This window comes from Rhodoferax sp. GW821-FHT02C08 (assembly GCF_059421805.1).
In genome coordinates this window covers 92,957-114,050 of the sequence record NZ_JBWKVR010000004.1, presented here as the reverse complement: position 1 = coordinate 114,050, position 21,094 = coordinate 92,957, and the positions used below count along the sequence as shown (strand labels likewise).

Genomic DNA, 21,094 nt, shown 5'->3' with positions numbered 1-21,094 from the left:
TGCGGGGTGGGAAATGAGTTCGGTTGATTATGTCATCCGGGTGCTGAACTCGCCGCTACAGCTGCCTGCCGCAGACTGGAACGGGCTGCTGGCTTTGCAGGCCGACGCCAGCCCTTTCATGCGCTGGGAATACCTGGCCGCGCTGCACCAAAGCGGCAGCGCCCTGCCCGCCACCGGCTGGACGCTACAGCTCATCACGCTTTGGCACGGTGACACGCTGCACGCGGCCACCGCGCTGTACCTGAAAAGCCATTCCTATGGCGAATACGTGTTCGACTGGGCCTGGGCTAGCGCCTACCAGCAGCACGGTGTGCCCTACTACCCCAAGGCCGTTATTGCCGTACCCTTTACCCCAGTACCCGGCGCACGCCTGCTGGCGCGTGACCCTGGCGCGCGGGCCGCTTTGATCCAGGCGGCGGTTGCCTGGTGCGAGGAGCAAGGCCTGTCGTCCCTGCACATGCTGTTTGCCAACCCGGACGACATTGCCGCGGCCCAAGATGCCAAGCTGATGCTGCGCCACACCGTGCAATTTCACTGGCAAAACAAAGTGGACGGCTACCGAGATTTCGACGACTTCCTTGCCTCGCTGGCGCAAGACAAGCGCAAGAAAATACGCCAGGAGCGGCGCAAGGTGGCCGACGCGGGCATCCGCTTCCGCTGGGCGCGCGGGCGCGACATCACGCCGCAGGACTGGGACTTTTTCTACAGCTGCTATGAACGCACTTATTACGAGCACGGCAACGCACCCTACCTGAGCCGCAACTTCTTCCAGCGCATGGCCGACACCATGCCGGAGAACTGGGTGCTGTTTGTGGCCGAACGCGAGCTAGATGGTGTCGCCAAGCCTATTGCTACAAGTTTAATAGCTATCAGCGCAGATATTGATTGCGCCAGCGGCCTAAAAAGTCCGCAAGATTTGGTGGCCTATGGGCGCTACTGGGGTGCCCTGGAGCGGGTGGACTGCCTGCACTTCGAAGCCTGCTATTACCAGCCGCTGCAGTGGTGCATAGAACACGGCGTGTCACGCTTCGAAGGCGGCGCCCAGGGTGAGCACAAAATGGCCCGCGCCCTGCTCCCAGTCAAAACCACCAGCGCGCACTGGCTGGCCCATCCGGCATTTGCCGACGCGGTGGAGCGTTTTCTGGAACGCGAAGGCGCCGGCATCACGGACTACCTGGGCGAGCTGGCCCAGCGCAGTCCGCTCCGGCAAGAAAGTTAGGCTAGCGCCTGCGCAAAGTCGGCCAGCAGGTCGGCTGCGTCTTCCAGGCCCACCGACAGGCGGATCAAGCCATCGGCAATGCCCATCTGGGCCCGCACCTCGGCGCCGGCCTCCCAGAAAATGGTGGGAGCCACCGGGATGATCAGCGTGCGGGTGTCGCCCATGCCGGTGGCCTTCACCGGAAGCTGCAGCCGATTGATGAAGGCCAGACAGGCATCGGCATCGGCCAATTCGAACGACAACAGCCAGGATCCGGCGCTGAAATGCTGCTGGGCCACGGCGTATTGCGGATGCGACTCCAGCCGGGGGTAGAACACCTTGACGACCGCCGGGTGGGTCTCCAGAAACTGCGCCAGCGCCAGCGCCGTGACACTGGTCTGGGCCACGCGCAGAGCCATGGTTTCAGCCCCCACTGAAATGCTATGTGCCTGCTCGGACGACAGCGACGCGCCCATGTCGCGCAGCCCCTTTTTGCGAATCTGCGCCAAGCCCCACTGGCGCGCATCGCCCTTGCGGTAAGCCGGAAAGATATTGGGATAGGCCGACCAGTCGAACAAGCCGGTATCCGTCACCGCGCCACCCAGCGCCGTGCCGTGCCCGGCAATGGTCTTGGTGAGTGAGTTCATCACCAGGCTGGCATCCACCGTCCTGGGCTGAAACAGCGCGGGCGAGGTGATGGTGTTGTCCACCACGTACACCAGGCCCTTGCTGCGGCACAGCGCGCCGATGGGCGCCAAGTCGGGAATCTGGGTACCGGGGTTGGCAATGGTCTCGACGAAAACCATGCGGGTATTTGGCTGCACGGCGGCTTCCACATGGGCCACGTCGGTGGCGTCCACCGTCGTGACTTCTATGCCCAGGCTGCGCAGCGTGCCGAAAACGCTGTTGGTATTGCCAAACACATAGCGACTGGCTACCAGGTGGTCGCCCGCCTTCAACAGGGTCAAAAATATCGCCGCGATGGCACCCATGCCGGTGGCAAAGCAGACCGAGCCCAGGCCGCCTTCCATGCGCGTGATCTTGGCCTCCAGCGCCGCCGTGGTGGGCGTGCCCTGGCGGGCGTAGTTGAAACCGCCTTTGACCGTGCCCTGGAACACGCCAATCAGGTCTTCAACCTTGTCAAACCCGTACTGCACCGAGGTGTGGATGGGTTTGTGCACCCCTCCGTGCTCCACGCCCATGGCCTTGTCGCCGTGCACGATGGTGGTGGTAAATCCTTGCGTAGCCATGCTCATTTCCTTGAATTCATATCAGTAGCAGCAATTAAATCATCCCTACGGGCGTATCCAGTCAGCCCGCCAGCAGACCATGCCGGTGTTACATTCTGCCTTCGCGGCCATGTCACCCTGCTTCGGCCACTTCTTGCAACTTCTTGCCTCGTTACAACACCATGCTGCAATCCATAGAAGCCCGAACCGGCACCCCCGTTGGCGCACAATTTCCTGAATCCACTCCCGCTGAAATCGACCAGACCGTAGCCGCTGCAGTTGCCGTCGCTGACGCCTTCGCCGCCACCTCGGCCACCCAACGTGCCAGCCTGCTGCGTGCCCTGGCCGTCGCATTGGAAGGCAGCCGTGAAAGCCTGGTGGCCCTGGCCGACCGCGAAACCGGCCTGGGCCTGCCACGCCTGAACGGCGAGCTGGACCGCACTGCCTTCCAATTGCGCGGCTTTGCCGATGTGCTGGACCAAGGTATTGCCCACGCCGTGGTGGACGATCCGGCCGTTGCCGGTGCACCACCCGCAGGCCGTCCACGCCTGGCCAAGGTCCGCGTGCCCGTGGGCCCTGTCGCCATGTTCTCGGCCAGCAACTTTCCGTTTGCGTTCTCGGTACTGGGTGGCGACACCGCCGCAGCACTGGCGGCCGGTTGCCCCGTGGTGGTCAAGGGCCACCCCGCCCACCCGGAGCTGACTCGCCAGACTGCGGCCCTGGCCCAGGGTGTGGTCGCAGCCCAAGGTCTGCCCGCTGGTGTCTTTGGCCTGGTGCAAGGCGGCTCCATTGCCGTTGGCGTACAGCTGGCGCAAGCGCCTGGCATTGCCGCGATTGCCTTCACCGGTTCGTTCAAGGGCGGCACGGCTCTGGCCAAGATTGCCGCAGACCGACCACGCCCCGTGCCGTTCTACGGTGAACTGGGTTCGGTCAACCCGCTGGTCGTGTTGCCCGCCGCGGCGGAAAAGAATGGCGCAGAGCTGGCCAACACGCTGGCCGGCTCCATCTGCCTGGGTGCAGGCCAGTTCTGCACCAGCCCAGGCGTGATCCTGGTCCAAAAGGATGCCGCATCCGATGCATTCGTAGCGGCCTTTGCTCAAGCGCTGCACGCCTTGCAGCCGCACGCCATGCTGTCGGGTGCGATCCGCTCCACCTTCGACAAGGGTGTGGCCCGCTGGAAAAACACGGCCAGCCTGAAGCCCCTGGTGGACGGTGGCGCCGAAGCGTCCGCCCCTCCACGCCCATTCCTGGCCGAAGTACAGGCAGCCGATTTCATCGCCGACCACCAGTTGCACGAGGAAGTATTTGGCTCAGCCGCCCTGGTCGTTCGTACCGCCTCGGTGGAAGAAACCCTGGCCGTGCTGCACGCCATCGGCGGTTCGCTGACCGTGACGCTGTGGGGCGCAGAAACCGAAAGCGAAGCCACCCGCAGCCTCGTGCGCGCGGCCACGCAAATCGCTGGACGGGTGCTGTTCGCAGGTGTTCCGACCGGTGTGGCCGTGACCACAGCCCAGCACCACGGCGGCCCCTTCCCCGCATCGACACAGCCCTTCACCACCTCGGTGGGCTACGCCGCGCTGGACCGCTTCCTGCGCCCGGTGGCTTTGCAAGACGCACCGGACTGGCTGGTCGCTCGCAAGGGCGTGCCCTGCTAAGTCGGCGGTAAGAGTAAGAAGTAGCTGGGCGGCTACACGCTGCCCAGCCCCATGGACCGGGTGATCACTTCCTTCATGATCTCGTTGGTGCCGCCATAAATGCGCTGCACCCGGGCGTCGGCGTAGGCCCGGGTAATCGGGTACTCCCACATATAGCCATAGCCGCCATAGAGCTGCACGCAGGCGTCCATCACCTTGCATTGCAGATCGGTGGCCCAGTACTTGGCCATGCTGGCGGTTGCAGTATCCAAGCTGTCCTTCAACATCAGCTCAATGCAGCGGTCCACAAACACCCGGGCAATCTGCACCTCGGTCTGCAGCTCGGCCAACACAAACCGGGTATTTTGAAAGCCGGCCAGTGGCTGACCGAAGACCCGACGCTCCTTCACATAATCCACCGTGCCCTCGATCGCCGACTGCGCGGCCGCCACGGCCGTGATGGCAATCTGCAGGCGCTCCCAGGGCAGCTGCTCCATCAAACAGACAAAACCGTGGTTTTCCAAGGCCGCCCCACCCAACAGTTGCTCGGGTGCCAGGCGTACGTGGTCGAAGAACAACTCTGCCGTATCCTGCGCCTTCAGGCCCAGCTTCTTCAGCCGCTTGCCCGGCGCAAAACCTGGCATGCCGCGCTCCACCAGGAACAGGCTGGTGCCCTTGCCGCCAGCCGACGGATTGGTCTTGGCGGCCACCAGCACCAAATCGGCGTGCCAGCCGTTGGTGATGAAGGTCTTGCTGCCATTCAGCACGTAGCTGCCATCGGCCTGGCGCAAGGCGGTGCACTGCATGCCTTGCAAATCCGAGCCCGCTGCCGGCTCGCTCATGGCGATGGCTCCCACCATGGCGCCGCTGGCCATGGCCGGCAGGTACTTGTGCTGCTGCTCCGGCGTGCCGTAGTGCAGCAGGTAGGGCGCCACTATTTCACTGTGCAGGGTGTAGCCAATGCCGGTGGTGCCAGCACGCGCCAGCTCTTCCATCTGCACAATCGAATACAACCTGTCGGCGCCAGCCCCGCCGCAAACTTCGGGCATGGAGGGACACAGAAAGCCCTGCTCGCCGGCCTTATTCCATACGGCTCGATCCACATAACCCTGCTCCTCCCACTGTGCATGGAAGGGCGCGATTTCCCGGGCAATGAATTTCTGAAAGCTGGCGCGGAAAGTCTCGTGGTCTGAGCTGAAAAGTGTGCGTTCTATCATGCTCTCTAATTTGATATATTTGATACAAAAGAGAAAAATACTACTTCGCAATGTACCCCAGGCCTGCCAGCCCCTGCACCGCCACTTCCTCCATTTGGGTGAAAAGAATCTGCCGGATCGTCCTCAAACGGGTCGTCATAATGGCGCGATGAGCACCTCTAATGCACCAGCCCCCGCCCGTCCACAGCCCCGATCCCCCACGGATTTGTTCCTGTCCTTCACCTGGCTGGCGTTGCAAGGTTTTGGCGGCGTGCTGGCCGTGGTTCAGAACGAACTGGTAGAGAAAAAGCGCTGGCTGACAAACGAAGAGTTCGTGGAAGACTGGGCCGTGGCGCAGATCATGCCCGGCCCCAACGTGGTCAATCTGTCCATCATGATCGGCGACCGCCACTTCGGCCTGCGTGGTGCCATGGCCGCGTTGGCCGGCATGCTGACGATGCCGCTGCTGGCGGTGCTGGCCCTCGCCCTGGTGTACACCCAGTACGCGCATTACCCCCAGGTGGTGGGCGCGCTGCGCGGCATGGGCGCGGTGGCTGCGGGCTTGATCACGGCGGCAGGCCTGCGCTTGCTGCCAGCGCTGCGGCGGCATGCGCTGGGCATACCGGTGTGCGCTGCACTGGCCGTGGTCTGTTTCATCCTCATCGCCTTGCTGCGGATTCCGCTGGCCTATGTGCTGCCCAGTCTGGGCGGACTGGCCTGCCTGCTGACCTACCGCAAGCTCAAACCATGAATACCTTGCACGCTATCAGCATGCAGGCCCAGGACTGGCTGCATCTGTTCCTGCATTTCGTATCGCTGTCCTTGCTGGCCGTAGGTGGCGCCATCACCACCGTGCCCGATATGCACCGCTATCTGGTGGATCAGCAAAACTGGCTGACCAGCGAGCAGTTCAATACCGCCATTGCCATCGCCCAGGCCGCGCCCGGGCCGAATGTGCTGTTCGTCGCCCTGTTCGGCTGGAACGTGGGCTTGAATGCGGGCGGCGGTTGGGCTGCGCTGCTGGGCATGGCCTGCACCATGCTGGGCCTGCTGTTGCCCAGCACCATACTCACCAGCGTATCCACCCGCTGGGGCCACCGCAACCGCGACTTACGTGCCGTGCGCGCCTTCAAACAAGGTATGGCGCCCATCGTGATTGCGCTGATGGTGGCCACAGGCTGGGTGCTGTCATCAGCACAGCACGGCCCGCGCGGAGACTGGAACCTGTGGCTGCTGACCGCCGTGTCCGCCCTCATCATGTGGCGCACCCGGTTGCACCTTCTGTGGTTGCTGGGCGTAGGCGCCATCCTGGGGGCTTGGGGCTGGGTTTGAAGGGGGCGCAGTGCCCGGGTTGTTAACTGCCCGAAAATAAGGCACTGCAATGTTTACCCTTTAAAAACAAGGGTTTACCCCAGTAATACAGCATTCATTCAGAGTTATCCCCAAAGTTATCCAGTGCCAACGGGGAGAACTTGCCATGTTCCGTGAGCCGCCATCAATCGCTACTAAATAAATAGCAACTTGTGCACATATCTTCTGCGCTAGAGCCGTATTTAACCCTTAACTTCCGGTAAGAGTCGGTCCGCACCCGGTCGGCCACCCGGCGGTCCACACAGCACCGCCAGGCGCGCGCACCAGCCCTGAGCCTGCCGCAAGTCCCGCCCCAGCCGCCACCAACCGTGCATGGCCACCCGCAAAGGGTTGTAGGTGGCCAGAGGTTCGACCAGGCCGTAACGGATGGAAATATCCGCCCGCTCCTCCACAAAAGTACCGAACAAGCGGTCGAACACAATCAGCACGCCGCCGTAATTGCAGTCCAGGTACTCGGCATTGCTGCCATGGTGCACGCGGTGGTGCGACGGCGTGTTGAACACCCATTCCAACGGACCCAGCTTGGGGATCCAGGTGGCATGCAGCCAGAACTGGTACAGCAGATTCGCCGCCAGCACACCCGCTACAGCCACCGGCGGAAAGCCCAGCCACACCAGCGGCCCAAAGAACAAGCCAGTCCCGGTGAGCTTGCCCGTCCAACCCAGACGAAGTGCCGAGACCAGGGTCAACTGCTGCGGCGAATGGTGTACGCAGTGCGTGGCCCAGAACCAGCCCACACGGTGTGCCGCGCGGTGGTACCAGTAGTAGAAGAACTCCTGCGCCAAAAACAGGCCACCCACCGCCACCAGACTGGACAAGCCTATATCCCCTATGCGGTGCGTATAGGCCCAGGCAAACACCGGCGCGGCCAAAGACAGACCCAACGCATCCGCCAGTCTGCGCCCCAGCATATCGGCCACCGATGTGGCGTAGGCCCGCCAGTCATAAGGCTGGCGGCGCACAAAGCATTGCACCAGGCCTTCCAGGGTAGCGGCCAGCCAGACCAAAGCCAGCGGCCACAGCAACCAGGGCAGGTATTCCGGAGCCTTGCTGAACGAAGCCAGCATCTCAGCCGCCCGCCACGGGTTGCCCGGCGGAAGCGAGCAGCCAGTAACACATTCCGGTTCGCATAGGCTTCTCCTGGAATCTTCCGGATGGAGATGAACTGCCGGTTTAACGCGTCACCGTCACCGTGCCGGTCTGGCCATTTGGGCCGGTCACCGTGGATTGTGAACCGGTGCTGCTGCGCGTCGTCACCCGGCTGGCGGATTTACCATTCGGCCCCGTCATTGTGGCCATGGCACCGGTGGCCGAACGGTCCACCACACGGCTGCTGGTCTTACCATTCGGGCCGGTGGTACTGGACGATACATCGCCGCGCTTGCGCAGCACGTCACGGGTGGCCGACTCCCCATTTGCTCCGGTAATGGTGGTCTGGCGGCTACGCGCCTGGGCTTCGCCGGTAAAGGCGCCCAGCGCGCAGGCGGCCGCCAGTGCCATCAGCACCGAGTGGCGGAAGGTCATGGAGGAAGGTGTTTGCATGGTGGTTGCTCCTGGGGTTGAGGGTTTGCGCACGAGCCTTGTGGCCTGGCCTCTATTTGACGGTCCGGACGCGCCCAGGATGACCACGGAATACGACGAAATGCGACAGTTTTGAAACATGCATGTCGCACGGCCTGCCCTCTCCTACACTCAGTGCCCATGAACAAAGCCCTGGTCCTGGTGGTGGACGACGATGCCGAGCTGTCGGCCATGGTGGCGGAGCTGCTGCAGCGCGAAGGTCTGGCCGTGCATACGGTGCTGACCGCCGGCGACGGCGAGCGCGCCTTGCAACAATGGAAACCCGACGCAGTACTGCTGGACGTGATGTTGCCCGACGCCAATGGCTTTGACGTCTGCCGGCGCTGGCGTGCCGCCCACCCGGCCCTGGGCATCGTCATGCTGACTGCGCGCGGCGACCCCATGGACCGCGTGCTGGGCCTGGAAATCGGCGCTGACGATTACCTGCCCAAACCCTTTGAACCCCGTGAGCTGGTCGCCCGTCTGCGTGCCCTGCTGCGCCGGCAACTGCCCGGCCGCGCCGAATCCACGCAACTGCGCTTCGATGGGCTCTGCATAGACCAGCTTAAACGCGAGGTACTGGCCGGCGGCCGGGCGGTGGCGCTGACCAGCGTGGAATACAAACTGCTGATCGCCATGGCTGCCAGCCCCGGCAAGCCACGCTCACGCGAGCAGCTCAGCGACGCCGTGCAAAGCGGTGGCTACAAACCGCAAGACCGTACGGTAGACGTACAGGTGGCCAGGCTGCGGCGCAAGCTGGAAGAAGCCGTGCCCGGCAAAGCCTGGATAGACACTGTGCGCGGCGAAGGCTATGTCTTCGTACCGCGCGGCTGAAAGAGGCAAGTACATGGGCATGCTGCGCCGCCTGGACAGCCTGTTTCTGCGCCTGCTGCTGACACAGTTGGCCGTGGTGATGGCACTGGGCAGCATTGTCGGCAGCCTGTTCTACCTGGAACGCAACACCACCATCGCCACTCTGTACGCCGAGCTATGGGCGCCGCAACTCACCCAGGCAGCAGGCTTGCAACTCACACCCTCGGCTCCCGCACAGATCCTGCAGCAAAGCGATACGCCAGCCCAGACCCGCCGCCTGCCCACACTCACGCCACGCTTCATCGCCTTGCGCAACACCCTGGCACAACGCGGCCTGTCAATAGACGAGGTCCGGCTGAATATGCGTGCCAACGAACCCATGGTCTGGATCCACGTGCTGCGCCCCCAGGCCTCCGCCATCTGGCTGGGCATCCCTGGGGAGATTGTGCTGACCGCGTGGCCCACACGCGTGCTGCTGGCGCTGACCGCCCTGGCGGTCTTACTGGTGCTGGCCAGTTGGGCCTTTACCCGCCGCCTCACAAGGCCACTGGAACAGTTACGCGCGCGCATGCAGGCCCTGGCCAACGGCAACACCCACCTGCTGGAGACGCCTGCCAGCGCCCTGCCTCCGGGTGGCACACCCGAAATTGCCGCCATCGACAGTGCCTACACCCAAGCCTTGGCGCGGCTGGCCCAACAGCAAAGCGAACGGGCCGTGCTACTGGCCGGCGTATCGCATGATCTGCGCAGCCCGCTGAGCCGCATCCGCCTGGCCGCCGAGCTACTGCCTGACGTACCCGACACCAGCGCCCGCAAAGAGGCCATCGCCCGCAACGTAGGCGTAGCCGACCGCCTGATAGAGAGCTTTTTAGACTATGTGCGTAGCGACACCCTGTCACTGAATGAGACCGTGGACCTGGCTGAAGCCGTGCGTAGCGCCGCAGCCCGCTGGGACCGCCCTGCCGAAGAGCTGCACATCGATGCCCCAACCAGCCTGCTCTGGCCAAACGCCAATGCCCTGCTGGTAGACAGGCTGGTCAGCAATCTTTTGGACAACGCTTTCAAGCACGGCCAGACACCTGTGTGCGTGCAGCTGTGTCAGCAAGAACAAGAGGTTTGGCTGGACGTAACGGACGCCGGCCCAGGCATCGCCCAGGAAGAGGTGGAGCCCTTGCAACAGGCCTTCAGCCGGGGTAACAGCAGCCGTACCCTGCCAGGCACTGGGCTAGGCTTGGCCATCGTGCGACAAATCACTACCCGCATGGGCGGACGGCTGGAATTTACGGGTGGACCCGGCGCCTACACCGTGCGGGTCCGGCTCGGCCCGCTGTAATCACATGCGGGCCCAAACAAGGGGCGTCTATCGGAATGCAACCGTCCGTACCAGCGACGACCAGAACCGCCTCCAGGCGTACTTTTTCAAGACCGGCTGAAACCGCTGGTGGCGGTAGATGTTGATACGCGCCTGTTTGCGCGGCGTCTTGCTGCCAAACACAATATTCCCGTCGCTGGTGATAGGCAGTGGACCAAATTGGGATACCACCAGCAAGCCGCCATCGGGCGACAGCGCAATTCCGTGCGGGAACTGCATGTTTGCGCCTGGGTTTTCCAGTGCGTTGCTGGGCGCTTCTTCCGTGATGCGGTTGCTGCGGCTATCAAAATGGTAGGAGGTTATACGGTCCGCCTCGCTGTTCGACACCAGAATGCTGTCACCTTCGCGCGAAATCCGTATATCTTCCGGCCGAAATAGACGCGTGGCCTCGCCCTTGAAAGTCTGCAGGGGAACAGGATTCAGGCGCCCGGTTTCCGCATCAAACCCGTAAACGCAAATGCAGTTTGCATCCGCGTAGGTCACCAGCACGCAGCTACCATCCGGAGAGAAAACAACGCCCTTGGGTATGCCGGGCAACTCCTCTTCCTTGATGAGGCTAAGCAAGCGGATCGCCGGCTCCTTGTCATCAAAACTGAAGAGCGCGACCCCGCGTTTGCGCAGCGAAGTGGAGCCAAAGGCCAGCACCATCTTATTGCCGCAGCGCGACATGTCCATGCCATGCGGCTTGAAGCCGGCCAGAGGCTCTGGAAACTTGATGGAAGCCAGGGGACTGTGCGCATAACGCCCATTGGCGCCGCGCTGGTAAATCGTGAATATCTCGCTATTCCAATTGACGGCGATTATTTTTTGGCCGTCCGTGGAAAACACCACATGCTGAGGCTCATCCAGCAAAGCTGTGGGGCTTTTCAATATCTGACTCGTCCGCGCCTGGCCGAAACGATCAATTTTGAAAATGATCAGTTGGCTGATAGTGGTAAAAGCCGCACAAAAAAGATTCTCGCTCGGATGGAAAGAAACGCTATTTATTAAGCTGTACGTCTTCGCACGACTGGTGATGCAGTCTATAGGTTGGGTTTCATAAAACACGCTGAGTCTCCTGCTTATTCTTGTATTGCCCATCAACTGCGGCAACCCGATTTCCATGCTGTGCCCCACCTCCTCCTTAATGGATATTGGTGACACGCATATTTACAATGTAAAGAATAGCTGACTCTGCACTGCTTCGAGCCGCTTTCAGCAACATATACCCACAATTCAGGCGAAAATCCGCATTTTTCAAACGGTGCCCTACAAGCGCTGGCGCAAGGCCTCGTAAAGGCAAACGCCGCTGGCCACCGATACGTTCAGGCTCTCCACCGCGCCCGCCATGGGGATGCCAACCAGCTCGTCGCAGGTCTTGCGCGTCAGCTGGCGCATGCCGTCACCTTCGTTGCCCAGCACCAAAGCGACGGGGCCCTTCAGGTCCACCTGGTACAGGGTCTTGGGCGCGTTGTCGCTGGTGCCTATGCACCAGATGCTGCGCTCCTTCAGCTCGCCCAGGGTGCGCGCCAAGTTGGTCACCATGAAGTAGGGCACGGTCTCGGCCGCACCGCTGGCCACCTTGGCCACCGTCGCATTGATGCCGGCCGCGTGGTCCTTGGGAGCGATGACGGCATGGGCACCGGCGCCATCGGCCACACGCAGGCAGGCGCCCAGGTTGTGCGGATCAGTCACGCCGTCCAGCACCAGCAGCAACGGCGGCGTGGTCAGGCTGTCGAGCAGGTCGTCCAGCGAATGGACCTGCGGAATATGTTCCACGCGTGCCGCCACGCCCTGGTGGCCGTGGCTGCCGCAAAGCTTGGCCAGGCGCAGGCTGTCGCCTTCAATCAGACGCGCACCGGCTTCATTGGCTTTCTCCAGAAACTGGCGCATGCGCGCATCGCGCCGGGTGGGCTCGTAGTAAATCTCGATGATGGACTGCGGCGCGGTTTTCAGGCGTACGCCCACGGCGTGAAAGCCGAAAAGAACTTTGGGAGAAGACATGGGGAGATTGCTACGTTATTTATAGCTACCAGCGCAGGTAAATCCTGCGCTGGCAGCGGTTTTTTCTTAAAACTTTTGCAGGCTTAGCGCGGCTTGCGCACGACCTTGCGGACCGGCGCCTTGCCCGAGCCGTTGTCGCGCGGCGGCAGGCCGGTGTGCTGGGTCAGCAGGCGGCCCTTGGTCACCGGTGAAGACTTGGTCACCACGGTGGAATTCTTCTTGCGTGCACTCTCGTAGTTCCCGTCGGTCATCGGCTGGTAGGTCGGGATCAGATGGTGCTTGCCGTTGCCGATCAGATCGGCACGCCCCATGGTCTTCAGCGCGTCGCGCAGCAGCGGCCAGTTGTTGGCATCGTGGTAGCGCAAGAAGGCCTTGTGCAGCCGGCGGCGCCGGTCGCCACGGACGATGTCGACGGTTTCGCTGTCGCGGGTGATCTTGCGTAGCGGGTTCTTGCCGCTGTGGTACATCGTGGTCGCGGTGGCCATCGGCGACGGGTAGAAGGTCTGCACCTGGTCGGCGCGGAAGCCGTTTTTCTTCAGCCACAGCGCCAGGTTCATCATGTCTTCGTCGCTGGTGCCAGGGTGGGCGGCAATGAAGTACGGAATCAGATACTGCTTCTTGCCAGCCTCGGCGCTGAACTTCTCGAACAAGGTCTTGAACTTGTCGTAGCTGCCGATGCCGGGCTTCATCATCTTGGTCAGCGGGCCCTGCTCGGTGTGCTCGGGCGCAATCTTCAGGTAGCCGCCGACGTGGTGGGTCACCAGCTCTTTCACGTACTCGGGGCTTTGCACGGCCAGGTCGTAGCGCAGGCCGGAGCCGATCAGGATCTTCTTGATGCCCTTGAGCGCGCGGGCGCGGCGGTAGATTTTGATCAGCGGGTCGTGGTTGGTGCCCAGGTTCGAGCAGATGCCCGGATACACGCAGCTGGGCTTGCGGCACGCGGCCTCGATCTCGGGGCTCTTGCAGCCGAGTCGGTACATGTTGGCGGTGGGGCCGCCCAGGTCGGAGATGGTGCCGGTAAAGCCCTTCACCTTGTCGCGGATGTCTTCGACTTCCTTGATGATCGATTCTTCGGAACGACTCTGGATGATGCGGCCCTCGTGCTCGGTGATCGAGCAGAAGGTGCAGCCGCCGAAGCAGCCGCGCATGATGTTCACGCTGAAGCGGATCATTTCCCAGGCGGGGATCTTGGTGGCGCCGTCATGGCTGCCGTTCTCGTCGGCATAGGCCGGGTGCGGGCTGCGGGCGTACGGCAGGTCGAACACCGTGTCCATCTCGGCGGTGGTCAGCGGGATGGGCGGCGGGTTGATCCACACATCGCGGGCGGTCACGCCCTCGCCATGGGCCTGCACCAGTGCGCGGGCGTTGCCGGGGTTGGTTTCCAGATGCAGCACGCGGTTAGCGTGGGCATACAGCACCGGATCGGATTTCACCTGCTCAAACGACGGCAGACGGATCACCGAGCGTTCGCGTGGCGGCACCTTGATCTTGGCGAGTTCGCGGGCTTGGGAGCGGGCCAGGGCATCGCCCAGAGATGGGCTCATCTTGACGACGGCTTCTGCCGGTAAGCCCTGCGGATTGGCCTCGTCCTTGGAGCAGGTCGCGCCCTGCTCTGCCGCCTGCTCGGAGGTGGTCTGGTAAGGGTTGATGTGCGACTCGACCCGGCCCGGCGCATCCACCGAGGTGGAATTGATCTCGACCCAGTCGCGCCCGGTCGGGTCGTCGCTGCGGCGGATGAAGGCGGTGCCGCGCACATCGGTAATGCTCTGCACGGGCTCCTTGGCGGCCAGGCGGTGGGCGACTTCGACAATCGCGCGCTCGGCATTGCCGTACAGCAGCAGGTCGCACTTGGCATCCACCACCACGCTGCGGCGCACCTTGTCGGACCAGTAGTCGTAGTGCGCAATGCGGCGCAGCGAGCCTTCGATACCGCCCAGAACGATGGGCACGTCCTTGTAGGCCTCACGGCAGCGCTGGCTGTAGACAATGGCCGCGCGGTCGGGGCGCTTGCCGCCGATGTCACCGGGGGTATAGGCGTCGTCACTGCGGATCTTGCGGTCGGCGGTATAGCGGTTGATCATCGAATCCATATTGCCCGACGTGACGCCGAAGAACAGGTTCGGTTTGCCCAGGGCCTTGAACGGGTCGGCGCTCTGCCAGTCGGGCTGGGCGATGATGCCGACGCGAAAGCCCTGCATCTCCAGCATGCGGCCGATCACCGACATGCCGAAGCTGGGGTGGTCCACATAGGCGTCGCCGGTGACGATGATCACGTCGCAGCTGTCCCAGCCCAACACATCCATCTCGGCGCGGCTCATCGGCAGGAATTTGGAAGTGCCAAAGCGGGCCGCCCAGTACTTGCGGTAACTGGTCAGCGGCTTGGCGGCGCGCGCGAAAAAGGAAACGTCGACGGGGGCGTTCATGCAAAACTTTGTGGGGATTAACCCGCGATTTTAAGGGCTGGGGCCTCGTTACGCACCCAGACGCACATATGGCCCCACCTCCCTCTACATGGCTTTAGGGGTGCTGCGCCGCATGCTCATACAAGAAAACCGGCGCTAGCGCAGATGAAATCTGCGCCAGGCGCTCCTATAAGTAGAGCAATCAGCTCTTGGCCAGACGGCTGAAGGTCTTGCGGAATTTCTCCACCTTGGGCGCAGCCACCATCAGGCAGTAGCCCTGGCTGGGGTGCTTTTCAAAGTAGTCCTGGTGGTATTCCTCGGCGGGCCAATAGTTGGCCAGGGGCAGCACCTCGGTCACCACTGGGTGGCGATAGGTCTTGCTGTCGTTGACCTCACGCAGCACAGACTGCACCACTTCCTGCTGGTCGGGCGAATTCACGTAGATGCCGCTGCGGTACTGTGTGCCTACGTCGTGGCCTTGCTGGTTCAGCGTGGTCGGGTCATGGATGACGAAGAAGATTTCCAGAATCTCACGCAAGCTGATCTGGGCCGGATCAAACTCCAGCTTGACCACTTCGGCATGGCCGGTCTGGCCGCTACACACGGCCTCATAGCTGGGGTTCTGGGTCGTGCCGTTGCAGTAGCCGCTTTCTACATCGGTAATGCCGCGCACCTGGACGAACACGGCTTCGGTGCACCAAAAACAACCACCGCCCAAGGTGATGGACTCACGTTGGGCGGCACTGGACGAGGATGTGGAGGACGGCGAATTTTGCATAAGCTACTTTGTACACCGATTCAACAGCGCACGACTTGTACACTCAGCCTGCCCCCTGCACCGACTGGGATGCAGCCAGCTTCGATACAAAGCAAAACATGGTGTAGCGCACGAATTTCTTGCGCCAACAGCTATCAATACAAGAGCAAATGAATCCGAGTGAACTCAAACCCATACTGACCGCATTGGCCATGCCTCCAGCCGGGCCTTTGTTGCTGGCGGCTCTGGCCAGCGTGCTGGCGCGGCGGCGCAAATGGCTGGGCCGGGGCATCGCCGTGCTGGCCCTAGCAGGTTTGTGGCTGCTGAGCTGCAATGCAGTGGCGGTCTGGCTGGCGCAGACCCTGTTGCCGCAGGTTGCAGCCATTCCACCCGCCACTGCACCCAGCTACCTGCAGGCCCACCAGGTCCAGGCGATTGTGGTGCTGGGCGGTGGCGTGCAGCCCAGCGCACCCGAATACGGCGCGGCCCAGCCCTCGGCCCAAACCGCTGCGCGGCTGCGCTACGGCGTCTGGCTGGCGCGCCAATCCAGCCTGCCACTGGCGTTTGCAGGCGGCGTGGGCTGGGCCAATAGCGGCACCAGCGCCTTGTCGGAAGGCGATGTGGCAAAGGCCATGGTGTCGAAAGAACTGGGCAGCAACCTGCGCTGGGTAGACGACCAATCCCGCGACACCGTGGAAAACGCGCAGAAAATGCAGCGGCTGCTGGCGCACGACGGCGTGCAGCGCATCGCGCTGGTAACCCACGCCTGGCATATGCCACGCGCCGTGCAGGCCTTCGAACGGGCCGGCTTGCAGGTCGTGCCCGCCCCCACCGGTTTTACCCTGCCGCAGCAGCGCACATTGCTGGAATGGCTGCCCTCTGGCAGTGGCTTGCAGTCCTCGCGCGAAATCCTGCGGGAATGGCTAGGCATGCGGGTTGCAGGGCGCATATAAGAAAAGAACGTGTTTACGATCTAAGGCATGCCATGACTGCGGGAACAAATCCCGCATGTGCCAACCCAAGCCCAGCCCGCACAGCCCGAACGTTGACGCTGCATCGGTAACGGGCTATATTAATAACCAACCAGTCAGTAAAATGCCCCCCAGTCTAGCGTCTCCGCCCCCTCCTACCGCCAAACGTGCGCGGCGCAAAGAAGCGCGCCCGGGTGAACTGCTGGCAGCGGCACTGGACATCTTTGTTGAAAAAGGCTTTGCCGCAACCCGTGTGGAAGAAGTCGCCCTGCGCGCCGGCGTGTCCAAAGGCACGCTGTTTCTGTACTTTTCCAGCAAGGAAGAACTGTTCAAAGCCGTAGTTCGGCAAAGCCTGACCAGCCATTTCCACGAGCTGAACGGCGAAGTGGATGGATTCACCGGCAGCATCGCCAGCCTGCTGGAGCACGGCATGCTGACCTGGTGGGAGCGCGTAGGCCGGACCAAAGCCGCTGGCATCAGCCGCCTGATGCTGCTGGAAGCCCATAACTTCCCGGAAATGGCCGCCTTCTACCAAGATGAAGTGGTGCACCCTTACCAAAATCTGGTGCGCAAGATTCTGCAACGTGGCGTGGACAGCGGTGAATTCGCGCCGCTCAACCTGGATCTGGCCACCTATAGCGTGACCGCGCCGCTGCTTTTCCTGTCGGTGGGCCAGCGTGCCGATGGCAGCCACCCCTGCACCCAGCAGCCGTTTACCCCCGAGCAGTACATTGCCTCGCAGGTGCGCATCATGCTGAACGGGCTACGCGCCCGCCCCGAGCCCTCCGGAGCCGCCACCGCATGAAACTTTAGCTACCGAGGCACCATCGCCGTCCATGCCAGGCCTGGCCGGAAAGTAAATGGCCTAGCTGCCCGCCGAACCCGCCATATTCCACCCCTAAAATCCAGAGCTTATTTCGCCTTCGCTACAGAGACCCACCATGACCACCACCGCCCAGATTGAAAAAACCCGCTTCAACATGATCGAGCAGCAGATCCGCCCCTGGGATGTGCTGGACGCCTCGATCCTGGCTCTGTTGTCTATCGTCAAGCGCGAAAAGTTCCTCCCGCCCGAGCACCAGGCCTATGCCTTCATCGACATGGAAGCGCCCCTGCCCGGTGGCCAATGCATGCTGTCGCCCAAGGTCGAAGCCCGCGCACTGCAGGACCTGAAAATCCAGAAACACGAAAAAGTGCTGGAAATCGGCACCGGCTCCGGCTACATGGCCGCCCTGCTGGGTGCCTGCGCGCAAAGCGTGCTGTCCTTGGAAATCCTGCCGGAACTCGCCAGCCTGGCCCGCAAGAACCTGCGTGACGCCGGTGTGCACAACGTGGAAGTACGCCAGGCCGACGGCGCCCAGGGCGCGGCCGGCGACGGTCCTTTTGACGTCATCGTGCTCAGCGGCTCTGTGGCTTCGGTGCCTGAAGTACTGAAAGCCCAGCTCAAAGTGGGCGGCCGCCTGTTTGCCATCGTGGGCCAAGACCCGGTGATGCAGGCCCATATCATCACCCGCACCAGCACCACCAGCTACCAGACCACCACCCCCTGGGATATCGTCGCCCCCCGGCTGGCACATTTCCCAGAACCCTCGAAGTTCCATTTCTGAACCCCATGCTCGACCAGATCACCCCCGCCCAACTGGCCCAGTGGCTGCAAAGCCTTCCCTCCACGGCAAAGCCAGTTGTGCTGGATGTACGGGAGCCCTGGGAATGGCAAACCGCCAGCGTGCAGCCAGAAGGCTTTAGCCTAGTGACTCTACCCATGGGCGAAATCCCGGCACGCCTGGCGGAGCTGGACCCCGCGCAACCCGTGGCCTGCCTCTGTCACCATGGCGCGCGCAGCCAGCGGGTCGCCATGTATTTGCTGCAGAGCGGATTCGAGCAAGTGGTGAACATTGCCGGCGGCATAGATGCATGGTCGCAACAGCTGGATACCCGTGTGCCCCGCTACTGACATGACAAGGATGAACATGCAACGTTTCCCGCTCGGCGCGCTCGCTTTGGCCGTGGCTGCCATTTTTGCCGGCTCAGCCCATGCGCAAAGTCTGCAGGAGCTGTATGACTCCGCCCGCGCCACGGATGCAACCTACCAGTCGGCCAAGGCGCAGTACGACGCCAATCTGGCCAAGGCCGACCAGGCCAAGGCTGGCATCCTGCCTACCGCAGGCCTGTCCGCCGGGCTGAACCGTAACTTGCTCGACAGTGTGAATCCCACGCTGGACAAGGACTACACCACCCAGACCGCGGCCCTCAGCGGCACGCAGCCACTGTACCGCCCCGCCAACTGGATCACTTATGAGCAGGGCAAGAAGTCGATAGAAGTCGCCCAGGCGCAACTGGTCGTAGCCGAACAAGACTTGGTGGTGCGCGTGGCACAAGCTTATTTCGACGTCTTGGCCGCCAGCGATACTTTGACCTTTGTACGCGCCCAGAAGGCCGCTGTGGCGGAGCAACTGGCTTCTGCCAAGCGCAACTTCGAAGTCGGCACGGCCACCATCACCGATACCCGCGAAGCCCAGGCCCGGTTCGACCTGGCCCGCTCCCAGGAGATCGCGGCCGACAACGATCTGCTGGTGAAAAAAATAGCGCTGGACACTATCGTCGGCAAAACCAATGCCCAGCCCACGCCGCTGGCCCAGCCCGCCGTGCTGCCCAACGTGGAAGAAGCCGATGTCTATAAATGGGTCAGCCAGGCCGAAGGCGCCAGCCCGAACGTGCAGCAGGCACTGGTGGCACTGGATGTGGCACGCCTGGAAACCCAGAAGGCCAAAGCTGGCAATCTGCCCACCCTGGACCTGACGGCCGCCTACAACGTCAACCGCTACCCCAACGGCACATCCAGCCTGCCGTCCAACTCGCGCAACAACACCGCCGTGGTGGGCCTGAGCCTGACCATTCCACTGTTTGCCGGCTACTCTGTCCAGAACCGCATACGCGAAACCTTGTCATTGGAAGACAAGGCCCAGGCCGACCTGGACGCAACCCGGCGCGCGGTCACACAATCCACCCGCACCGCGTTCTATGGCGTGCTGTCCGGCCTGGCCCAGGTCAAGGCCCTGGAGGCCGCCGAAAGCTCCAGCCAGATTGCACTGGACGCCAACAAGCTGGGTTACCAAGTTGGCGTGCGCATCAATATCGATGTGTTGAACTCGCAAAGCCAGCTCTACCAGACCAAGCAAAGTCTGGCCCAGGCCCGCTACAACGTGCTGGTGGGTTCGCTGAAGCTGCGCCAGGCCAGCGGGAGCCTGAAGCCAGAAGACCTGCAGGCGATGAACGCCCTGCTGGCCCACTAAAAACGTTCTAAAACCTCAGGCCTGTAACAAGGCCTTGATCGCGGCGGCCGTCTTCTGCGCCGCTCCGCGGTGGGCTGCTGCAAATGCCGGCCCGGCTGCCGCGGCAGCAGCCAGCTGATCCGGCGCCAGGCACCAGGCCCGCACCTGTTCCAGCGCCGCGGGCATATCGGCCACCCGGCAGGCCGCACCGGCCTGGGTTGCCAATTCAGCCGCCTCAGCGAAATTGAAGGTAGAGGGCCCCAGCACCATGGGGCAGCCACAGGCCGCGGCCTCGATCAGGTTCTGCCCGCCCAATGGCTCGAAACTTCCGCCCAACAAAGCCATATGGGCCAGGCCGTAATACAGCGCCATCTCACCCAGGGAATCCCCCAGCCAGATATCGGCCTCGAGCGGAGCGTCCTGCCACTGGCTGCGGCGCGACACGCTCAAACCGTAGGTCTGTACCAGCGCGGCCACTTCGTCAAAACGCTGCGGATGGCGCGGCACGATCAGCCACTGCACACCGCTCGCTCCCATTTTAATAGCACCTAGCGCAGATGAATCCTGCGCCAGAGCCTTAAAAGACTTCAAGGCTTCCAGCAGCATGCGCTCCTCGCCTTCGCGCGCACTGGCCAACAAAACCACCGTACGGCCCGCCGCCTGGCGCCAGTTGCGGCCTCGGGCGCACTGGGCGGCATCCGGGCTGGCATCGAACTTCAAATTACCCAGCACCTGGGGCCTGGGCGCGCCGGCTGCAACGAAGCGCTGGGCGTCCGCCTCAGTCTGCGCCCACACCGCGCTCAGCGCACCATAGGCCGGCCGCGACAACCAAGCCAGTCGCTGGGCCTGGCGCAAGGATTTTTCGCTGAGCCGGGCATTTGCCAGCACCACCGGTATGGCTGCGCTACGGCAAGCGGCCAACAAGTTTGGCCAGATCTCGGTTTCCATCAGGATGCCGATACGCGGCTGAAAGTGACTCACAAAGCGCTGCACGGCGCCCAGACTATCCCAGGGCTGCCACACCTGTACATCACCCGGACGCAGCAGAGCGCGGCCTTCGGCCCTGCCGGTGGCCGTGCCATGGGTCAGCAGCAGGCGCAGGTCCGGCATCTCCTTGCGCAAGGCTGCCAGCAAAATGGTGGCGGCCCGGGTCTCCCCTAGCGAAACCGCGTGCACCCACACCCAGCCTGTGCTGGGCGCCTGGGTGTAGTGGCCAAAACGTTCGGATATGTGTTCTGCATAGCCGGGCTCTGCCACGGCGCGCAGACGCAGCTTGCGGCGCAGCAAGGGACTGGCCAGCCACAGCAGCAGGGAATACAAGGAGCGAACCAAGAGT

At 62.7% G+C, this 21,094-nt stretch carries 20 protein-coding genes; 11 read left to right on the top strand and 9 right to left on the bottom strand.

Annotated features, from left to right (window positions below):
- Positions 1-13: 13 nt before the first annotated feature.
- Entirely contained in the window at positions 14-1,219 is a 1,206-nt protein-coding gene (locus AC07VY_RS06255; protein ID WP_495096835.1) for a GNAT family N-acetyltransferase, read from the top strand.
- Here the strand turns inward: AC07VY_RS06255 and AC07VY_RS06250 are convergent.
- Positions 1,216-2,448, bottom strand: coding sequence for a cystathionine gamma-synthase family protein (locus AC07VY_RS06250; protein WP_495096836.1), 1,233 nt, complete (start codon positions 2,446-2,448; stop codon positions 1,216-1,218). The genes AC07VY_RS06255 and AC07VY_RS06250 overlap by 4 nt on opposite strands.
- A 161-nt stretch (positions 2,449-2,609) precedes the next feature.
- Between AC07VY_RS06250 and AC07VY_RS06245 the strand changes: the two genes are divergently transcribed.
- Positions 2,610-4,082, top strand: coding sequence for an aldehyde dehydrogenase (NADP(+)) (locus tag AC07VY_RS06245; RefSeq protein WP_495096837.1), 1,473 nt, complete (start codon positions 2,610-2,612; stop codon positions 4,080-4,082).
- 32 nt (positions 4,083-4,114) lie between these two features.
- Here AC07VY_RS06245 and AC07VY_RS06240 read toward each other — a convergent pair whose 3' ends face one another.
- Positions 4,115-5,278, bottom strand: coding sequence for an acyl-CoA dehydrogenase family protein (locus AC07VY_RS06240; protein ID WP_495096838.1), 1,164 nt, complete (start codon positions 5,276-5,278; stop codon positions 4,115-4,117).
- A gap of 148 nt (positions 5,279-5,426) precedes the next feature.
- Here AC07VY_RS06240 and AC07VY_RS06235 point away from each other — a divergent pair, with 148 nt between their 5' ends.
- Together AC07VY_RS06235 and AC07VY_RS06230 are read left to right on the top strand one after the other, a co-directional pair.
- Positions 5,427-6,008: a chromate transporter gene (locus AC07VY_RS06235; protein ID WP_495096839.1), complete on the top strand. Its 582-nt coding sequence runs from the start codon at positions 5,427-5,429 to the stop codon at positions 6,006-6,008.
- Positions 6,005-6,589: a chromate transporter gene (locus AC07VY_RS06230; protein WP_495096840.1), complete on the top strand. Its 585-nt coding sequence runs from the start codon at positions 6,005-6,007 to the stop codon at positions 6,587-6,589. The genes AC07VY_RS06235 and AC07VY_RS06230 overlap by 4 nt, the downstream gene beginning before the upstream one ends.
- 221 nt (positions 6,590-6,810) lie before the next feature.
- Here AC07VY_RS06230 and AC07VY_RS06225 read toward each other — a convergent pair whose 3' ends face one another.
- Both AC07VY_RS06225 and AC07VY_RS06220 read right to left on the bottom strand, forming a co-directional pair.
- Positions 6,811-7,695, bottom strand: a complete 885-nt coding sequence (locus tag AC07VY_RS06225) for a sterol desaturase family protein (protein ID WP_495096841.1) — start codon at positions 7,693-7,695, stop codon at positions 6,811-6,813.
- A 106-nt stretch (positions 7,696-7,801) separates the two neighbouring features.
- The gene (locus AC07VY_RS06220) at positions 7,802-8,170 is read right to left on the bottom strand and encodes a hypothetical protein (RefSeq protein WP_495096842.1); all 369 of its coding nucleotides are present in this window, start codon (positions 8,168-8,170) and stop codon (positions 7,802-7,804) included.
- Positions 8,171-8,329: 159 nt separating this feature from the next.
- Here AC07VY_RS06220 and AC07VY_RS06215 point away from each other — a divergent pair, with 159 nt between their 5' ends.
- Together AC07VY_RS06215 and AC07VY_RS06210 are read left to right on the top strand one after the other, a co-directional pair.
- A complete protein-coding gene (locus AC07VY_RS06215) occupies positions 8,330-9,022 on the top strand; it encodes a response regulator transcription factor (protein ID WP_495096843.1) in 693 nt (230 codons plus the stop codon).
- A complete protein-coding gene (locus tag AC07VY_RS06210) occupies positions 9,000-10,334 on the top strand; it encodes a HAMP domain-containing sensor histidine kinase (protein ID WP_495096844.1) in 1,335 nt (444 codons plus the stop codon). The genes AC07VY_RS06215 and AC07VY_RS06210 overlap by 23 nt, the downstream gene beginning before the upstream one ends.
- 27 nt (positions 10,335-10,361) lie before the next feature.
- On the opposite strand, the gene AC07VY_RS06205 is transcribed toward AC07VY_RS06210, so the two are convergent.
- From AC07VY_RS06205 to msrA, 4 genes are all read right to left on the bottom strand, one after another.
- On the bottom strand, positions 10,362-11,477 hold the full coding sequence (locus tag AC07VY_RS06205; protein WP_495096845.1) for a lactonase family protein: 1,116 nt from the start codon (positions 11,475-11,477) through the stop codon (positions 10,362-10,364).
- A gap of 144 nt (positions 11,478-11,621) precedes the next feature.
- Positions 11,622-12,356, bottom strand: coding sequence for a 23S rRNA (guanosine(2251)-2'-O)-methyltransferase RlmB (gene rlmB / locus AC07VY_RS06200; RefSeq protein ID WP_495076244.1), 735 nt, complete (start codon positions 12,354-12,356; stop codon positions 11,622-11,624).
- Positions 12,357-12,439: 83 nt separating this feature from the next.
- Complete coding sequence (locus AC07VY_RS06195; RefSeq protein WP_495096846.1) at positions 12,440-14,779, bottom strand: YgiQ family radical SAM protein; 2,340 nt, start codon at positions 14,777-14,779, stop codon at positions 12,440-12,442.
- 181 nt (positions 14,780-14,960) lie between these two features.
- A complete protein-coding gene (msrA, locus tag AC07VY_RS06190) occupies positions 14,961-15,536 on the bottom strand; it encodes a peptide-methionine (S)-S-oxide reductase MsrA (RefSeq protein ID WP_495076246.1) in 576 nt (191 codons plus the stop codon).
- A 149-nt stretch (positions 15,537-15,685) separates the two neighbouring features.
- On the opposite strand from msrA, the gene AC07VY_RS06185 reads away from it, so the two are divergent.
- The 5 genes from AC07VY_RS06185 to AC07VY_RS06165 all read left to right on the top strand — a co-directional run bounded on the left by AC07VY_RS06185 (position 15,686) and on the right by AC07VY_RS06165 (position 19,779).
- Positions 15,686-16,468 (top strand): YdcF family protein, encoded by a 783-nt coding sequence (locus AC07VY_RS06185; protein ID WP_495096847.1) that lies wholly within the window; start codon positions 15,686-15,688, stop codon positions 16,466-16,468.
- Positions 16,469-16,610: 142 nt separating this feature from the next.
- Positions 16,611-17,291, top strand: coding sequence for a TetR/AcrR family transcriptional regulator (locus AC07VY_RS06180; RefSeq protein ID WP_495096848.1), 681 nt, complete (start codon positions 16,611-16,613; stop codon positions 17,289-17,291).
- A 136-nt stretch (positions 17,292-17,427) separates the two neighbouring features.
- Entirely contained in the window at positions 17,428-18,093 is a 666-nt protein-coding gene (locus AC07VY_RS06175) for a protein-L-isoaspartate O-methyltransferase family protein (RefSeq protein ID WP_495096849.1), read from the top strand.
- Between the two features lie 5 nt (positions 18,094-18,098).
- Positions 18,099-18,440: a rhodanese-like domain-containing protein gene (locus AC07VY_RS06170; RefSeq protein ID WP_495076250.1), complete on the top strand. Its 342-nt coding sequence runs from the start codon at positions 18,099-18,101 to the stop codon at positions 18,438-18,440.
- A gap of 16 nt (positions 18,441-18,456) precedes the next feature.
- Positions 18,457-19,779: a TolC family outer membrane protein gene (locus AC07VY_RS06165; RefSeq protein WP_495096850.1), complete on the top strand. Its 1,323-nt coding sequence runs from the start codon at positions 18,457-18,459 to the stop codon at positions 19,777-19,779.
- 15 nt (positions 19,780-19,794) lie between these two features.
- Here the strand turns inward: AC07VY_RS06165 and AC07VY_RS06160 are convergent, their stop codons facing one another.
- On the bottom strand, positions 19,795-21,090 hold the full coding sequence (locus AC07VY_RS06160) for a 3-deoxy-D-manno-octulosonic acid transferase (protein WP_495096851.1): 1,296 nt from the start codon (positions 21,088-21,090) through the stop codon (positions 19,795-19,797).
- Between the last annotated feature and the right edge of the window lie 4 nt (positions 21,091-21,094).

What these genes read in the sequence shown, in the direction of transcription:
- AC07VY_RS06235 (WP_495096839.1), top strand. Translation starts at nt 5,427, where the DNA reads ATGAGCACCTCTAATGCACCAGCCCCCGCCCGTCCACAGCCCCGATCC.
- AC07VY_RS06220 (WP_495096842.1), bottom strand. Translation starts at nt 8,170, where the DNA reads ATGCAAACACCTTCCTCCATGACCTTCCGCCACTCGGTGCTGATGGCA.
- AC07VY_RS06230 (WP_495096840.1), top strand. Translation starts at nt 6,005, where the DNA reads ATGAATACCTTGCACGCTATCAGCATGCAGGCCCAGGACTGGCTGCAT.
- AC07VY_RS06175 (WP_495096849.1), top strand. Translation starts at nt 17,428, where the DNA reads ATGACCACCACCGCCCAGATTGAAAAAACCCGCTTCAACATGATCGAG.
- AC07VY_RS06205 (WP_495096845.1), bottom strand. Translation starts at nt 11,477, where the DNA reads ATGGAAATCGGGTTGCCGCAGTTGATGGGCAATACAAGAATAAGCAGG.
- msrA (WP_495076246.1), bottom strand. Translation starts at nt 15,536, where the DNA reads ATGCAAAATTCGCCGTCCTCCACATCCTCGTCCAGTGCCGCCCAACGT.
- AC07VY_RS06185 (WP_495096847.1), top strand. Translation starts at nt 15,686, where the DNA reads ATGAATCCGAGTGAACTCAAACCCATACTGACCGCATTGGCCATGCCT.
- AC07VY_RS06195 (WP_495096846.1), bottom strand. Translation starts at nt 14,779, where the DNA reads ATGAACGCCCCCGTCGACGTTTCCTTTTTCGCGCGCGCCGCCAAGCCG.
- AC07VY_RS06170 (WP_495076250.1), top strand. Translation starts at nt 18,099, where the DNA reads ATGCTCGACCAGATCACCCCCGCCCAACTGGCCCAGTGGCTGCAAAGC.
- AC07VY_RS06225 (WP_495096841.1), bottom strand. Translation starts at nt 7,695, where the DNA reads ATGCTGGCTTCGTTCAGCAAGGCTCCGGAATACCTGCCCTGGTTGCTG.
- AC07VY_RS06215 (WP_495096843.1), top strand. Translation starts at nt 8,330, where the DNA reads ATGAACAAAGCCCTGGTCCTGGTGGTGGACGACGATGCCGAGCTGTCG.
- AC07VY_RS06250 (WP_495096836.1), bottom strand. Translation starts at nt 2,448, where the DNA reads ATGGCTACGCAAGGATTTACCACCACCATCGTGCACGGCGACAAGGCC.
- AC07VY_RS06240 (WP_495096838.1), bottom strand. Translation starts at nt 5,278, where the DNA reads ATGATAGAACGCACACTTTTCAGCTCAGACCACGAGACTTTCCGCGCC.
- AC07VY_RS06210 (WP_495096844.1), top strand. Translation starts at nt 9,000, where the DNA reads ATGTCTTCGTACCGCGCGGCTGAAAGAGGCAAGTACATGGGCATGCTG.
- AC07VY_RS06245 (WP_495096837.1), top strand. Translation starts at nt 2,610, where the DNA reads ATGCTGCAATCCATAGAAGCCCGAACCGGCACCCCCGTTGGCGCACAA.
- rlmB (WP_495076244.1), bottom strand. Translation starts at nt 12,356, where the DNA reads ATGTCTTCTCCCAAAGTTCTTTTCGGCTTTCACGCCGTGGGCGTACGC.
- AC07VY_RS06255 (WP_495096835.1), top strand. Translation starts at nt 14, where the DNA reads ATGAGTTCGGTTGATTATGTCATCCGGGTGCTGAACTCGCCGCTACAG.
- AC07VY_RS06180 (WP_495096848.1), top strand. Translation starts at nt 16,611, where the DNA reads ATGCCCCCCAGTCTAGCGTCTCCGCCCCCTCCTACCGCCAAACGTGCG.
- AC07VY_RS06165 (WP_495096850.1), top strand. Translation starts at nt 18,457, where the DNA reads ATGCAACGTTTCCCGCTCGGCGCGCTCGCTTTGGCCGTGGCTGCCATT.